The organism is Pantoea agglomerans (genome assembly GCF_020149765.1).
GTDB lineage: Bacteria > Pseudomonadota > Gammaproteobacteria > Enterobacterales > Enterobacteriaceae > Pantoea > Pantoea alvi.
In genome coordinates, this window is record NZ_CP083808.1 from 39,908 (window position 1) to 54,816 (window position 14,909).

Sequence of the window (14,909 nt, forward strand, 5' to 3'; positions counted from 1 at the left end):
AGAGGTTATTTTAGCAACAAATAATCGCATCTGCGAAATAAACAGCCTGGCTTACAGGAAATTAGCGACCACATAATAAGTCAGCCACCCCACGGCGCTGGTGGCAGCAACAGCGAAAAGAACAAATACTAAGACCTTGATTTTTATATTATTTACCAAGATGGTTGCTCACTATAATCAGATTGAAACTAACAGGGTTGCGGAATTATTTAGGCAATAGTTTTACTGAATTAAAACCACAAAAATATGACCTGAGTCATTATCACTCTATTTAAGCTGACGCACTATGCTGGCCCATTAATTTAACTGCGATTCTGTCGCCGGTTGCCTGTACGGAGTGAGAAATGAATAACGACCGCAAGAGAGTGCAAAATGCCGCTTTAAAAGCGCGGCCGTGGTATCAGTATCAAAGCGAAGCCGTTTTCGCCGAGCTTGAAAGCTCCCCGCAGGGGTTATCTGCTGACGAGGCGCAGGCGCGGCTGGCAGACATCGGCCCCAACACGCTGCCGCAAAAGAAACCCCAGCCGGCCTGGCTGAAGTTTTTGGCCCACTTCAACGATATGCTGATCTATATCCTGCTGGCGGCAGCAGTGATTACGGCGATCATGGGCCACTGGGTTGATACCTTTGTGATTCTCGGCGTTGCTGTCATTAACGCCTTTATCGGCTTTATTCAGGAAAGCAACGCCGAGAAGTCACTGAAGAGCATTCAAAATATGCTCTCCAGCGAAGCGGTGGTGGTGCGCGGCGGCGAAGTGATGACGGTGCCGGGCGAAACCCTTGTGCCTGGCGACGTGGTCATGCTGCGTCCCGGCGATCGTATTCCGGCGGATCTGCGCCTCTTCGACGTGCACAACCTGCGCGTGGAAGAGGCTATCCTGACCGGCGAATCGACCGTGGTGTCAAAAAGCAGCGCAGCGATTGCAGGGGAAAAAGCGCTGGGCGATCGGCTTAACCTCGCTTTTTCCGGCACCACCGTCAGTTCGGGCACCGCCTCTGGGGTGACGATCGCCACCGGCCGCGACACCGAGCTGGGTCATATCAACGATATGATGAGCGATATCGAAACCGCCAAAACGCCGCTGCTGCAGCAGATAGATAAGCTTGGCAAAGCGATCTTTGCGGCGATCCTGCTGATGATGGGCGGGCTGTTTGTGTTTGGTTTTCTGCTGCGCGACATTCCGCTGGCCTCGCTGGCGCTGTCGGTAATCAGTCTGGCGGTCGCGGCGGTGCCGGAAGGCCTGCCGGCGATTATCTCGATTATTCTCTCACTGGGCGTGCAGTCGATGGCGCGCAAACAGGCCATCATCCGCAAGCTGCCGACGGTAGAAACCCTGGGCGCAATGTCGGTAATCTGCTCCGATAAAACCGGCACGCTTACCATGAACGAGATGACGGTCAAGGCGGTGGTGCTGGCGGAAAGCCAGTGGCGCGTCAGCGGCGACAGCTACGAGCCGGTGGGCGAGATCGTCCCGGCAACGACGGAGAACGGGCGGACGGCGGCGCAGGATCCGGTGATGGCGCGCTTTCTCACCGCTATTGATATCTGCAACGAAAGCCAGATCCAGCAGGATGCGACAGGGCGCTGGCGCATCGTTGGCGGGCCGACCGAGGGCGCGCTGAAAGTACTGGCGGCGAAAGGGGGGATAAAAGCGGCTCAGCAGCAACTGGCCAGCAAGCTGCCCTTCGACTCGCTCTATAAATATATGGCGGTCAGCGGCGAAGCGGACGGCGAGGCCTGGGTGCTGATGACCGGCGCGCCAGACGTGCTGCTGTCGCTCTGCGCCCATCAGCAGAGCGCCAGTGGCGCACAGCCGCTGGATCGCGCTTACTGGGAGGCGGCAATTACCCGCTACGCCAGCGAAGGGCTTCGCACCGTGGCGGCGGCGTGGAAGCGCGTGCCGCATGCCCTCGACTCGCTGGATCATGCGGATCTGCGCGAGGAGATGGTGCTGCTGGGTCTCGCCTGCATGATGGATCCGCCGCGCCCTGAAGCGGTTGCGGCTATCGACGACTGCCAGCAGGCTGGCATCCGCGTCAAAATGATCACCGGCGATCATCAGGAAACGGCGATGGCGATAGGCAAAATGCTGGGCATCAGCAACAGCGATAACGCCCTGACGGGGCGCGATCTGGAGCATATGAGCGACAGCGAGCTTGCTCAGGCGGCGCGACAGTACGATATCTTCGCGCGCACCAGCCCGGAGCATAAGCTGCGTCTGGTGAAGGCGCTCTCTGCCAGCGGTGAAGTGGTTGGCATGACCGGCGACGGCGTCAACGACGCGCCGGCGCTTAAACAGGCGAGCGTTGGCATCGCAATGGGCATCAAAGGGACAGAGGTGACCAAAGAGGCCGCCGACATGATCCCGGCCGACGACAACTTCGCCACCATTGCCGCCGCGGTGAAAGAGGGGCGGCGGGTCTACGATAACCTGATTAAAACCATCTTGTTTATTATGCCGACCTGCCTGGCGCAGGGGCTGCTGATTATTATTGCAATTCTGATGGGGAACCTGCTGCCGCTGACGCCGGTACAGATCCTGTGGATGAATATGGCAACCTCCGCCACGCTCTCATTTGGCCTGGCCTTTGAAGCGGCCGAGGCGAACGTGATGCGTCGGCCACCGCGCGACGTCAGCGCCTCCGTAATGGACGGCTATGCCGTCTGGCGCATGATCTTTGTTGGCCTGCTGATCTCCGTCAGCGCCTTTGTGCTTGAGGCCTGGCTGCAGACGCGCGGCTATGAGCCGGAATTCATCCGTACCGTGCTGCTGCAGACGCTGGTTACCGCGCAGTGGGTCTATATGCTGAACTGCCGCAGCGCCAGCCGCTTCTCGCTTGATAGCGGCATGCTGAAAAACCGCGGCATCTGGCTGGTGAGCGGTGTGCTGGTGCTGCTGCAGGCGCTGATTATCTATCTGCCGCTGATGAATACGCTGTTCGGTACCCGCCCGCTGCCGTTTAAATACTGGCTCATCGCCCTGGTTGTCGGTGCCGTGCTTTTTAGCATCGTCGAGCTGGAAAAATGGCTGACGCGTCGCTGGCGTCGCGCCTGATTACTTAAAAACGCCCTGCGAGCAGGGCGTTTTTTTTAGCGCCGGGGAGCGCTTTGTGCAATAACATAATTAGACGATGTGATTAACGAAGGCGGATTATTAATAATCTTGCTGATCCGCTGCATTCTCATGCGTATTAAAAGTCATGTTATTTAAGTGTATGATTCAAATGTTATTTTTATGTTTTTTCGCGCGTTGCTTTCTGCTTTCCTCTGTGAATAAATAAAGCCTGCAAACACAACAATATAGCCAGCGGCCCGATCCGCTGCGACTGTCGCCTCTTTTAAAGGCGTTCTGCAGGGAAAACATGACTGACGAAAAAGCACGGCTGGCCAGGGAAATAAGCGCCAGAGTGGCTGATATTGAGCCGCAACTTATCGCCATCCGGCGCGATATTCATGCCCATCCCGAACTCGGCTTCGATACGCTGCGCACCGCGGAGATCGTCGCCAGCTGGCTGCGCGAACATGGCCTGGATCCCAAAACGGGCGTCGGCCGCACCGGCGTGCTGGTGGATATTGTCGGCGCACAGCCGGGCAAAACGCTGCTGCTGCGCGCGGATATGGACGCGCTGCCGATCCAGGAGCAGACCGGTCTGCCCTTTAGCAGCACCATCCCCGGCAAAATGCACGCCTGCGGACACGATCTGCATACCGCCACGCTGCTTGGCGTCGCCGCTATCCTGCCGCACTACCGTCAGCAGCTGAAAGGCAGGGTACGCCTTATCTTCCAGCCCGCTGAGGAAACCCCGGAAAGCGGGGCGGAAGCGATGATTGCCGACGGTGCCGCTGAGGGGGTCGACTGGGCCGTCACGCTGCACAACAAGCCTGAGCTGGCAGCAGGGGAGGTGGCGCTGACGCGCGGCGGCAGCACCGCATCGAGCGACGAGTTCGACGTGCGGGTGTATGGCGTCTCGACTCACGCCGCGCGGCCCCATATGGGCGTCGATCCCATCGTTGCCACGGCCTCGCTGATTGGCCAGCTGCAAACGCTGATCTCACGCGAGCGCGATCCGGCTCACTCTGCGGTGCTGACCATCGGCCATATTCAGGGCGGCGCCACGCATAACATCATTCCCGACAGCTGTTTGCTTCAGGGCACCATCCGCACCAAATCGCCGCAGGTGCGCGCCGATATGGAGAGTTCGTTCCGCCGCGTATGCGCTGGCGTCGCGCTGGCGATGAACGTGCGCGTCGAGGTGGACTATCAGCGCGGCGTGCCGCCACTGATGAATGATGACCGGCTGATCGACGCGCTGGAGGGGATCCTTTCGCATCAGTTCGGCAAATCCATCGTCGCGAAACCGAGCGACAGCTTTGGCGCGGAAGATTTTTCACTGTTTACCGAGCGCGCGCCGGGCTGCCAGATCCATATCGGCTCCGCCACGCCGGGGCGCGACGACCACCTGCATAACTCCGACTATCAGCCCGATGAGCGCAGCATTGCCGCTGGCGCTCAGGCGCTGGTGCGCCTGTCGGTCGATCTGCTTTCTGACAATAATAACTGAGGATATCACTATGATGATGCGCAAAGGGCTGTTCGCAGCCACCCTGGCTCTGGGCCTGGCGGCCGTACCGGCGCTCAGCCTGGCAAAAGATTTCGGCACCCTGAAGTTCGCCACCGAAGGCAGCTATCCTCCGTTCAACCAGACCACGCCGAACGGCAAGATCGTCGGCTATGAGCCCGATATCGTGGCTGAGCTGGCGAAGCGCGTCGGCTTTAAATATGAAATCAGCGCCCAGAAGTGGTCAGGCATGATCCCCGGTCTGATCGACGGTAAATATGACGCCGTTATCGATGCGGTGACGGTTACGCCGAAGCGCGCCGAAGCTATCGACTTTACCCAGCAGTACACCGTCAGCGTCTCCAGCTTTGTCACGGCCAAAAACTCACCGCTGGAGACGCTGCCCGGCAGCGGCAGCGTGGTCACCGCCGATGACGCCGCGGGCATGCAGAAAGCGATCGACGAGTTGAAAACCACCTTCAAGGGCAAAACTATCGCGGTGCAGGTCGCCACCATTCAGGCGGACTTCCTGCAAAAATATCTGGCAGACGTTGCCACCATCCGCACCTATCAGGCCGGCCCGGAAACCTACGCCGACCTGCTGAACGGCCGCGTGGACGCGGTAATGGCGTCGCGCACTAACCTTAACGCCTTTGTGAAAAAGCATGCGTCCGCCATCAGCAGCAGCGGCTACGGTTTTAGCGGCGGCGTGCTGGGGGCGGGATCGGCGATCGGCCTGCGCAAAGGCAACGCCGAGCTGAAGGCGGCGCTGGATGAGGCGCTCGCCGCGATGATCAAAGATGGCACGCTGAGCAAACTTTCCGTTAAATGGTTCGGCGAAGACGTCGCGCCGAAAGCCTGATAGCCGATGTTGACGCAAATCGACTGGCAGCTGATTGGCTTCGGCGACGAAGGCTGGGGCGGCGTGCTGCTGAGTGCCGCTACTGTAACGGTTACCGTTTCGCTCTGCGCCTGGCTGCTGGGGGCGGCGCTGGGCAGCCTGCTGTGCTGGATGCAGATTGCCGGTTCGCGCTGGCAGCAACGGCTGGCGTCGGGTTATATCACGGTGTTTCGCGGCGTGCCGGAGCTGCTGGTCATCTACCTGTTTTACTTCGGTGGACGCCAGGTGCTCTCCTCGGCTGGCACCGCGCTGGGCATGCAGGGGCCGTTTGATATTAACGGCTTTATCGCCGGCGCGATCGCCATTGGCCTGATCTCGGGCGCCTATCAGAGCGGCGTCTTTCGCGGCGCCTTTTACGCCATTCCGCGCGGCACGCTGGAGGCGGCAACGGTAACGGGGATGGGGCGGATGATGCTGTTCCGCCGCATGATCGTCCCTCAGGCGCTGCGCACCGCGCTGCCGGGAATGGGCAACCAGTGGCAGTCGGTGATCAAAGAATCGGCGCTGGTCTCCGTGACCGGGCTGGTGGAAACCATGAATCAGATCACCATGGCCGCCAACTCTACGCAGATGTCGTTTTTCTTCTACAGCGTCGGCGCCGTGATCTATCTGATTATTACCACCTGCTCAGACTGGGTGTTTCGCGCGGTAGAGAAATTTGCCATGCGCGGCCAGCAGCGCGCCAACGTGTAAGGAAAGCCAATGGACCTCCCTTTTTTGCAGGAAACCCTGCTGGCGCTGCTCAAAGGCCTGCCGCTGACCGTTAATCTGGCCCTGCTGTCGCTGCTGGGCGGCGGCCTGCTGGCGCTGGGACTGAATCTGCTGCGGCAGACGCGCGTCGGCGCCTGGATAGCCCGCTTCTACGTCTGGCTGTTTCGCGGTACGCCGCTGCTGATTCAAATTTTTATGATCTACTACGGGCTGGGCAGTTTGCCGGCGGTGCGCGAAAGCGTGCTGTGGCCGCTGCTGCGCGATCCCTACTGGTGCGGCTTGCTGGCACTGATCCTCAACGACGCAGCCTATACCTCAGAGATCCTGCGTGGCGGCCTCAATGCGGTAAGCCCTCAGTCGCTGGAGGCGGCGAAAGTCTGCGGGATGCCATCGCACAAGATTTTCACGCGCATTACGCTGCCGATCGCCATCCGCCAGGCGCTGCCCGCCTACAGCAACGAGATTATCTCAATGCTTAAATCTACCTCGCTGGTCAGTACCATCAGCCTGATGGAGATGACCGGTATCGCCGACTCTATCGTCTCCTCTACCTTTCGCGCGCTGGAGGTTTTCCTCAGCGCGGCGGCGATCTATCTGCTGCTCAGCATACTGGTGAGCAAAGGCGTCTCTCTGCTGGAGCGGCGCCTCTCCCCCTACTACTTTGGAGCGCGTTGATGACCCAACCCACCATCAAGCTGAGCCATCTCAGAAAAAGCTATGCGGGACATGAAGTGCTGCACGATATCAGCCTGACGGCGCAGGATGGCGATGTTATCTCGCTGATCGGCGCCAGCGGCTCGGGCAAAAGTACGCTGCTGCGCTGTATTCCCTTTCTGGAAGTGCCGCAGGCGGGCGTCATCGCCGTGGGCGAGAACAGCGTCACGCTGGATAATCCCGACGAAAAGCTCAGCCGCGCGCAGCGTCAGCGCATCAAGCTGATGCGAATGCAGCTCGGCTTTGTGTTTCAGAGCTTTAACCTCTGGCCCCATAAGACGGTGATAGAGAACATCATCGAAGCGCCGGTGCAGGTGCAGAAGCGCAGCGTTAAAGAGGCGACGGAAGAGGCCGAGGCGCTGCTGCATAAAGTGGGTCTTTACACGAAGCGCGACGCCTGGCCGTCCCAGCTGTCGGGCGGCCAGCAGCAGCGCGTGGCGATCGCGCGCGCGCTGGCGCAGCAGCCGAAGGCGATTCTGTTCGATGAGCCGACCTCGGCGCTCGATCCCGAACTGGTGGGCGAGGTGCTGCGCGTTATTCGCGGCCTGGCGGAGGAGGGCCGCACGATGATCATCGTCACGCACGAGATGGGCTTCGCGCGCGACGTGTCGAACAAAGCGGTGTTTCTGCATCAGGGCATAGTGGAAGAGGAGGGCGCGCCGGAGCAGCTCTTTCTCGATCCCATTTCGCCCCGCTGTCGTGCGTTTGTGAACAGCCACTTTCAGCGCAACGCGAGCTAACCGCCGTCAGATCTATACCACCTCGACCAGCTGGAAGGTTTCGAACACCAGTTCCATCTCGGGGTGAAAGGTGCCTTCGTTCTGGAAAAAGCGCTGATGCTCGCGGCGCCAGCTCTCCAGGCTGAGATCGTCCTCACCTTCCAGCATCGCCATCTCCGGCGTCACGCGGTCGAAGCGGGTCAGAAACAGGCCGGTGGTGCGGATAACGCAGCGCGGCTGACCCGCACCGTCCAGGATAATGCTGTAGCCGCCAGGCTCAGGCTTCGATTCCTCATCCTGCCACATCTGCAGTGAGCCGCAGCTCGCCATTTTTTTACCGGCGATTACCAGCGTAACCAGACGGTCGGCCAGCTCGGCCGAGTCGCCGAACGCCCACGCGTTCGCCTCAGGGTACTTATCGATCAACTGCTCCAGAGAAACGGACATCAGATCACTCCCGATCGGGTGCGCCGCGGCTGCCGTTCGCGCGCGTAACGACGCACAAAACAAACGCAGGCTGGCCAGCGGCAAAGGTAAGGTAAACAGCTGCAGCCACAGCGGGGGATAAACCGCATCGACGCCGTGGTTCTGCAAACTGTTGTAGAGCTTAACCGGAATGGCCTGCGCTAAACAGGCAAAGATCATCGCGACGGCGAATTTGCCGATTGCGTGCGCCCAGACGCGCGCCACCGCAGTCGCCAGGTCTGGCGCGGCGAGCGGCAGCGACAGCAGCAAAACATCGCCACGGCGATGCGCCCTGGTAGTGCGCCAATAAAAAGGGCCAGTTACCAACCCGTTCAGCACCGGTATGCGCCAGCCGCGAACCCTGTATTTTCAGGTAAGAAGCAGCGTTAATAAAGGAGAGGCAGAGGGGCAACCAGGTAGTTAATTACGATCTCAGCCTGCACCTTCTGGTTTTTAACTTTTAACTGCCATAAGGTTCTTCATTAATTAATTAATGGGCCGGTAAGTGTCATCAATAGCGTCATGGTGTAACAGAAGATTTCTGTCTGGCTATATTTCGTAAAGCGCGATAGCGGGTAATCGCTTATTTTCTCGCTGGAGAAAAAGAAAAAATCCGGCGGGAAGCGCAGGCTCTGCCGATATTTCCATCATCTTATAAATTCCTTTCAGCAGGAAATAATGGCCCTTCTTTGCAGTTTTATTCTGCGCCGCTTCACCTGCGTGGTGACTGCTCCACGGCATAAAAGGGTGACAAAAAGCGGTGCGCTCCCTCGGCAGCAGCCTCTCGCGGCCCCGGCGCTGAGCGATTTTTCATCGCCGCTAAGGTGGTGATTAACGGATACTCATCAATAATAAGTGAGACGGTAAAGGCTACCGTCTGGTGTCAAAAGAGAATGTGGCGCTGCGCAACTGGTCAGCGCCCTCCTTACTGATAACATGAGGTAATCCATGACTATCGCTTCGCTTAACGAGTCATCCCGCGATCTTTCGCAGTTTGTCGGTACGCATTTTGTCTACACCTACGATAACGGCTGGAAGTATGAGTGGTACGCACGCAACGAAACCACCTGCGACTACCGCATCCATCAGGGGCTGGTGGGCGGCCGCTGGGTTACTCATCAGAAAATGAATGCCGTGCAGTTCGCACCCGGCATCTTCAAGGTGGACTGGCATGAGCCGACCGGCACCTGCGTTAGCCTGCTGTTTGATTTGAACCGCAAACTGCTGCACGGCACCATCTTCTTTCCGCAGTGGATCGCCGGCGAAGGCCAGCATCCTGAAAAAACCATCTGCTACCAGAATGAGTTTATCGACGATATGCATCGCTTCAGAGATGAAGGCCCGGCCTATCCCTATGTCATCATTCCCGAGTTCGCCGAAGTCACCTATATGAAAAATGAAGGGCCGGATAACGACAGCGTTATCAACTGCGCGCCAGGCCAACTGCCTGAAAATTTCTTTGAAGGGAAATAGCTGCGTCGATCTGCCGCGATGCGTCGCGGCAGATCGCCTTTAGCCTCTGTCCCTCAGACAGGCTCTCTTTCACCTCCGCTCCCCCTGCACCCGCTGCTGGCCTGCGATAGCACCGCAAAGGCTCAGCGTCTGGTTTTCACTGGCATAAAATTAGCCGCCTCTTTACGCGGCTGGTCCCAGACGCCTTATTTTTTAACCCGCGCCTCGACGGGTGATGTGCTGACATAGTTTTACATATTTACCCGTGCACTTTTTTTCATATAAATATGAAACCAATGCATATCAGCGCGTTAAAGATAATAATCCCTGCTGTGTAGTTAAATTTAATTTTTTTGCCGCCAGGAATCTTCCTGAATTAACAGTGCGCGCGATTAACAGCAAATCCTTCAATAAGTGACTGGCTGTGCAGGATAAATTCTATTTGTGTAAAGCGGTGAATTTATAACCGCGCGCTTTTCGCATGTTTAATTTTATTTTTTTTCACCGCTTGGCTTGCAACGGCTGTGTTTTGATTCACAATTAAATTTCATTAGTTGTAAATGCTTTTGATTTGATTATATCAGGGTGTTTATTTCAACCGGGCATTTCATTAAGGGTGAAATATGGCTTCTTCTTCAAACAATGACGAACATCCAAATGCAGAAGAGGAAATACTGCATCTGGCTGAAGAAAAGCTGACCGTATCGCGGGAAGAAGTACTGGATGGTTATGTCACCGTAAAACGCCAGACTTCAACTCACAGCGAGCCAGTAAGTCTACTGTTGCGCCGTGAAAACGTCGAGGTAACGCATGTGCCGAAAAATGAGCGCATTGCGTCTATGCCGGATATCAGGGAAGAAGAGGGCGTCCTTATCGTTCCGGTCGTAGAAGAAGAGGTTGAGGTCATTCGCAGGCTGGTTTTGAAAGAGGAGTTGCATATCCGGCGAACGCATGAAGAGGTTCCCTGGGAAGAGACCGTTTCATTACGCAAACAGCATGTCGAGATTAACCGGAAAAAAGATGACACCTAAGCCATCATCACGCAGGAGGAAATCATGGCACACGAAAAGATCGTAACGATGTTCAGTACCCTGGCTCAGGCAGAAGGGGCTAAGCGTAGCCTGATCAAGGCGGGTTTCGCCGAGCATGATATTGATGTGATTTCTGGCGAACGTTTGAAATCTGAAGGACATGAGGCTCGTCATCCCAGCTTCTGGCAGCGCCTGTTCGGCAGCACGCTGGACGAAGAGCAAAGCGGCGTCTATGAAGATGCGATTAACTCAGGCAGCGTGGTGTTAACCCTGCGCGCTGAAGAGGATAAGCTGCCGCGCGCTTACAGCATTCTGGATGCGCATGACACCGGCGAACTGCCGGCTGGCAATACCCTGTCGCAGGATGACGGCTATACCGTCTCTACCGCGCAAAGCACGACCGGCGTAAACAGCGTTGCCGACAGCGGCCTGACGCAGCCGGTTCGCACCTCGCTGACCGGCGACGAAAGCGAAGAGGAAGTGCTGCGCCTTGCCGAAGAGCGTCTGGAAGTGGGTAAACGTCTGGTGAGCGAAGGCACAACGCGCGTCCGCCGTTACACCGTGACCGATCAGGTGTCCGAAGACATTTCCCTGCAGGAACAGCATGCGGATATTTTCCGCCGCTCCACTAACGATCTCGCTGCGACGGATAACGTTGACTGGGAAGATAAAACCATCGAAGTGGCAGAAACCCATGAGCAGCCGGTGATCAACAAAACCGCACATATCAAAGAAGAAGTGGTGGTGCGCACAGATCAGAGCGAGCGGGTAGAAAATATCACCGACTCGGTGCGTCGTCAGGAAGTGGATATCGATCACGCAGATAGCCATCTTGCCGCAGATACCTCGCTGAGCGGCACCGGCAGCGCCACGGCCAAACCGGCAGGCGCGTTTAATACCGCCGGAACCACAACCGGCGTAGACGATGATATCGTTGAGCGAAGCGGCGTTTCAGGCGTTGAGGATAAGGATAAAGTCGATCCTCTGCTGAAGCGTCCATAAGGTTCCCTCAGCCTGGCGCAGACTCGCCGGGCTTGCAGGAGAACTGCTGCAGCGGGGAAGTTGACGCGGTTGCCCTGGTGTTGGCTCGCGGCCAACCTCCCCGACTGCACGCATCAATTTATCGGCATCGCCCCAGTTTTCAGTAGTTTAATATATTGCCAGATGTTACCGAAAAGTTGCAGCGTGCTTCGCCTGATGCCCAATATTGCTAACCCTATGATTGACCAGCCGTTGACGCAGATAAGCGCAACAGGTAACCGGCAAACAGACAGGGTTGCTCCTTTTTTCGCTTAAAGGCGTCTGAAAGCCGCGCCGATGTAGCGATATGCTATGCTTTTCATCGCCCTCCACAGGAGCTTTATGATGTCAGAACGCCCCGATACCGAACCGCTGCCGGATGATGCAGAAATACCTGCTTACGAAGATGACGAGACCGACCAGTAATTCACCTCGCCTGCTTCCTTAGCAGGCGAATTTATATCAGGCCATCAGGCGCTTCGCCCATGCTGTTATCTCATCACCACTGCCCATATCGGCTTGAATCAGGCCGTTGATCATAAAGGTTGGCGAAACGTGTACGCCATTCTGGCGCGCATACTTGCAGTGCCACTTTATTTCATTTTGCAGCTCTGCCCGGTCGAAAGCGGCGCGGGCGTCAATACCGCTATAGCGCTGCAGGCGTGCCAGGATCTCTTCCGGCGTCGTCTGCATATTCGGCCCGCGGCAGTGATCGGTAAATTCGAACTCTTCGCGATGATCGGCCACCGCTTTCAGCACCGCTCTGGCGGCGTGCTTGCCCTCAGGTAAGGTTGAAGCGGCAAGGATATAGCGCACAATCAGCCCCGAATAGAGATGCCACGGCTGCGACTGCAAACGAATTTTAAGCGTCATCTCTTTTTCGCCCACATAGTCCAGCAGCGCATCGAGCTTATTAAAAGCGCGCACGGAAAAAGGGCAGGTGGGTTCCAGAAAAATCTCGAAAACGCGCGGCCCCTCACCCCAGACCAGCGCATCAGCCTTTAAACCTTCTTTCTGCACAGATGCTCTCCTGTTTTATCCTGCACGTCTGATATTAAAAAAGCGGCCTGTCTCAGTCCTTTACCGAAGTCTGGTAAAACCCTGACAGGTACGCTTTTACCCCACATTAACGGCTTTTTTGAAAACGCTTCCACAGAAATAATTCCGCTATGTAAAAGTCGCCGAAAGCCCGTCAGTCCAGCTATAGTTAATGCCATGTTAATATTATCTCACCCGCGCAGGTTTCGCCTGCGTGGGAAAAGTTATAACAGTTCCGGAGCCGGAAAGCGCTAGAAGAGGTTGATTTTGCTTACTAATCTTTCCTGGAAAACGATCCATGACGTCATCATCAAAACCATCGAAGAGATGCTCGACGAGCAGCAAACGCTGAATGTGCCGACGCTGCGGGCGCGGCTAAAAGAGCTGGCGGAAAGCGAAACCGATGAGGTGATGGTGTTGTGCTACTGGCAGGCGAGCAAAGTGCTGACCAGGCTACCGCCCACCGTTACGGCGGAGCAGCTAATGAGCGCTGCGCGCCATGCTTTTCGCACGCCGCTCAATCACGATCTATTATAAAAGCGGCTCGGCACGCAGCGGCAAATGGCTGCGGACGAAAACGCGTAAAGTAAAACGTTTACAGCAATTTATGACGCGCAAAATAGCGTGCGTCGATTTCCGTAAGGAACCGCTCTATGTCGCATTTCCGCCCGGTAGCGCTGCAACATGCCAGCCGTCTGCTTAACCACGGTCCTACCATTCTGATTACCAGCCAGCATCCGCAAACTCAGCGCCGCAACGTCATGGCCGCCGCCTGGTCGACCCCGGTAGAGTTTACCCCGCCGCGCGTGGCGATCGTGGTCGATAAAGCCACATGGTCGCGCGAGCTGATTGAATCGAGCGGCACCTTTGGCGTCTGCGTACCGGCTGCCGCCTTCGCCAATCTGACCTATGCCGTCGGCAATACGTCAGGGCGCGAGAGGGATAAATTCGCCGACTATAATATTCAGGCGATTAAAGGGCCGGAGCTGGGCGTGCCGCTGCTGGAAGAGAGCTGCGTCGCCTGGCTGGAGTGCCGGCTGCTGCCGGCAACAGAAGCGCAGCAAAATTACGACACCCTGTTTGGTGAAGTCGTGGCGGCGGCGGCTGACAGCCGGGTGTTTTATGACGGTCGCTGGCATTTCAGCAACGAAAACCGCGCGCTTCACACGTTGCATCATCTTGGCGGCGGGCAGTTCGTGACGGTTGCGAACAGCTTCAGCGCCAAAATGCTTTAGCGCATTTATAACCTCAGCGAGGAAAAGCATGAAATTCAAAAGTTACGCGGCCATGACGGCCGGAGAAGCGCTTCAACCCTATGAGTACGATCCCGGCCCGCTGGCTGCGGAGGATGTTGAAGTAGAGGTGGATTATTGCGGCGTGTGCCACTCCGATCTCTCGATGATCGACAATGAGTGGGGCATTTCGGCCTATCCGCTTATCGCCGGTCACGAAGTGATTGGTCGCGTGGTCGCGCTGGGCGACAGCGCCAAAAACAAAGGCCTGAGCATGGGCCAGCGCGTCGGCATCGGCTGGACGGCGAAAAGCTGTCAGTACTGCGACGCCTGTATTAACGGCGAGCAGGTTAACTGCGTCAACAATAACGTTCCCACCATCAGCAATCACGGCGGCTTCGCCAGCCACCTGCGCGCCAACTGGCAATGGGTTATTCCGCTGCCGGAAAATCTCGACGCGGCTACTGCTGGCCCGCTGCTGTGCGGCGGCATCACCGTCTTCAAACCGCTGCTGATGCATAACATTACCGCCACCAGCCGGGTAGGGGTGATTGGTATCGGCGGTCTTGGCCATATGGCGATTAAACTGCTGCGCGCGCTGGGCGCAGAAGTCACGGCGTTTAGTTCGTCGCCTTCTAAAACTGAAACCATTAAACAGATGGGCGCCGATCATGTGGTTAACAGCCGCGATCCAGAGGCGCTGAACAAGCTGGCCGGCCAGTTTGATCTGATTATCAGCACCGTCGCGGTCGATCTCGACTGGCAGCCCTATTTCCAGGCGCTGGCGGCGAAGGGGCGTTTCCACACCGTTGGGGCGGTAATGAAGCCGTTTGAAGTACCGGCGTTTAGCCTGATCCTTGGCGATCGCGGCGTTACCGGCTCTTCTACCGGCTCGCCTGGCCAGCTGCGCTCGCTGCTTCGCCTGGCGTCGCGCGCAGATGTCGCGCCGACCGTGGAATATTTCCCGATGTCAAAAATCAATGACGCGCTCGATCACCTGCGCGCCGGTAAGGCGCACTATCGCATCGTGCTGAAGGCGGACTTCTGATCGAACAGCGCGCCCTCG

General features: G+C 57.1%; 15 protein-coding genes. 12 read left to right on the plus strand and 3 right to left on the minus strand.

The annotated features are described in order from the left end of the window. Positions 1-344 precede the first annotated feature (344 nt). The 6 genes from LB453_RS00200 (at position 345) to LB453_RS00225 (ending at position 7,626) form a co-directional block, all read left to right on the plus strand. A complete protein-coding gene (locus tag LB453_RS00200) occupies positions 345-3,056 on the plus strand; it encodes a cation-transporting P-type ATPase (protein ID WP_103797002.1) in 2,712 nt (903 codons plus the stop codon). Positions 3,057-3,363: 307 nt separating this feature from the next. Then, positions 3,364-4,563, plus strand: coding sequence for a M20 family metallopeptidase (locus tag LB453_RS00205; protein ID WP_103797003.1), 1,200 nt, complete (start codon positions 3,364-3,366; stop codon positions 4,561-4,563). 10 nt (positions 4,564-4,573) lie between these two features. Continuing rightward, positions 4,574-5,422, plus strand: coding sequence for a transporter substrate-binding domain-containing protein (locus LB453_RS00210; RefSeq protein WP_199187354.1), 849 nt, complete (start codon positions 4,574-4,576; stop codon positions 5,420-5,422). Between the two features lie 6 nt (positions 5,423-5,428). Continuing rightward, a complete protein-coding gene (locus LB453_RS00215) occupies positions 5,429-6,154 on the plus strand; it encodes an ABC transporter permease (protein ID WP_103797004.1) in 726 nt (241 codons plus the stop codon). 9 nt (positions 6,155-6,163) lie between these two features. Then, complete coding sequence (locus tag LB453_RS00220; RefSeq protein ID WP_103797005.1) at positions 6,164-6,847, plus strand: ABC transporter permease; 684 nt, start codon at positions 6,164-6,166, stop codon at positions 6,845-6,847. Continuing rightward, positions 6,847-7,626 (plus strand): ABC transporter ATP-binding protein, encoded by a 780-nt coding sequence (locus LB453_RS00225; RefSeq protein ID WP_103797065.1) that lies wholly within the window; start codon positions 6,847-6,849, stop codon positions 7,624-7,626. Before LB453_RS00220 ends, LB453_RS00225 begins: the two co-directional genes overlap by 1 nt. 12 nt (positions 7,627-7,638) lie before the next feature. Here the strand turns inward: LB453_RS00225 and LB453_RS00230 are convergent, their stop codons facing one another. Together LB453_RS00230 and LB453_RS00235 are read right to left on the minus strand one after the other, a co-directional pair. Then, positions 7,639-8,052: an ASCH domain-containing protein gene (locus LB453_RS00230; RefSeq protein WP_103797066.1), complete on the minus strand. Its 414-nt coding sequence runs from the start codon at positions 8,050-8,052 to the stop codon at positions 7,639-7,641. Positions 8,053-8,619: 567 nt separating this feature from the next. Further along, positions 8,620-8,811, minus strand: coding sequence for a hypothetical protein (locus LB453_RS00235; protein ID WP_103797006.1), 192 nt, complete (start codon positions 8,809-8,811; stop codon positions 8,620-8,622). 207 nt (positions 8,812-9,018) lie between these two features. On the opposite strand from LB453_RS00235, the gene LB453_RS00240 reads away from it, so the two are divergent. From LB453_RS00240 to LB453_RS00250, 3 genes are all read left to right on the plus strand, one after another. Then, positions 9,019-9,543, plus strand: coding sequence for a phenolic acid decarboxylase (locus LB453_RS00240; RefSeq protein ID WP_103797007.1), 525 nt, complete (start codon positions 9,019-9,021; stop codon positions 9,541-9,543). 602 nt (positions 9,544-10,145) lie between these two features. Next, complete coding sequence (locus LB453_RS00245) at positions 10,146-10,553, plus strand: DUF2382 domain-containing protein (RefSeq protein ID WP_103797008.1); 408 nt, start codon at positions 10,146-10,148, stop codon at positions 10,551-10,553. A gap of 24 nt (positions 10,554-10,577) precedes the next feature. Further along, the gene (locus tag LB453_RS00250) at positions 10,578-11,555 is read left to right on the plus strand and encodes a YsnF/AvaK domain-containing protein (RefSeq protein ID WP_103797009.1); all 978 of its coding nucleotides are present in this window, start codon (positions 10,578-10,580) and stop codon (positions 11,553-11,555) included. Between the two features lie 480 nt (positions 11,556-12,035). On the opposite strand, the gene LB453_RS00255 is transcribed toward LB453_RS00250, so the two are convergent. Continuing rightward, positions 12,036-12,593 (minus strand): DsbA family protein, encoded by a 558-nt coding sequence (locus LB453_RS00255; protein WP_103797010.1) that lies wholly within the window; start codon positions 12,591-12,593, stop codon positions 12,036-12,038. A 285-nt stretch (positions 12,594-12,878) separates the two neighbouring features. Here LB453_RS00255 and LB453_RS00260 point away from each other — a divergent pair, with 285 nt between their 5' ends. The 3 genes from LB453_RS00260 to ahr all read left to right on the plus strand — a co-directional run bounded on the left by LB453_RS00260 (position 12,879) and on the right by ahr (position 14,891). Continuing rightward, positions 12,879-13,148 carry a hypothetical protein gene (locus LB453_RS00260; protein ID WP_103797011.1) on the plus strand — a complete coding sequence of 90 codons (270 nt, stop codon included), beginning with the start codon at positions 12,879-12,881 and terminating at the stop codon, positions 13,146-13,148. 116 nt (positions 13,149-13,264) lie between these two features. Further along, on the plus strand, positions 13,265-13,846 hold the full coding sequence (locus LB453_RS00265) for a flavin reductase family protein (protein WP_103797012.1): 582 nt from the start codon (positions 13,265-13,267) through the stop codon (positions 13,844-13,846). 28 nt (positions 13,847-13,874) lie between these two features. Then, positions 13,875-14,891, plus strand: a complete 1,017-nt coding sequence (ahr, locus tag LB453_RS00270; protein ID WP_103797013.1) for an NADPH-dependent aldehyde reductase Ahr — start codon at positions 13,875-13,877, stop codon at positions 14,889-14,891. Positions 14,892-14,909: the final 18 nt, after the last annotated feature.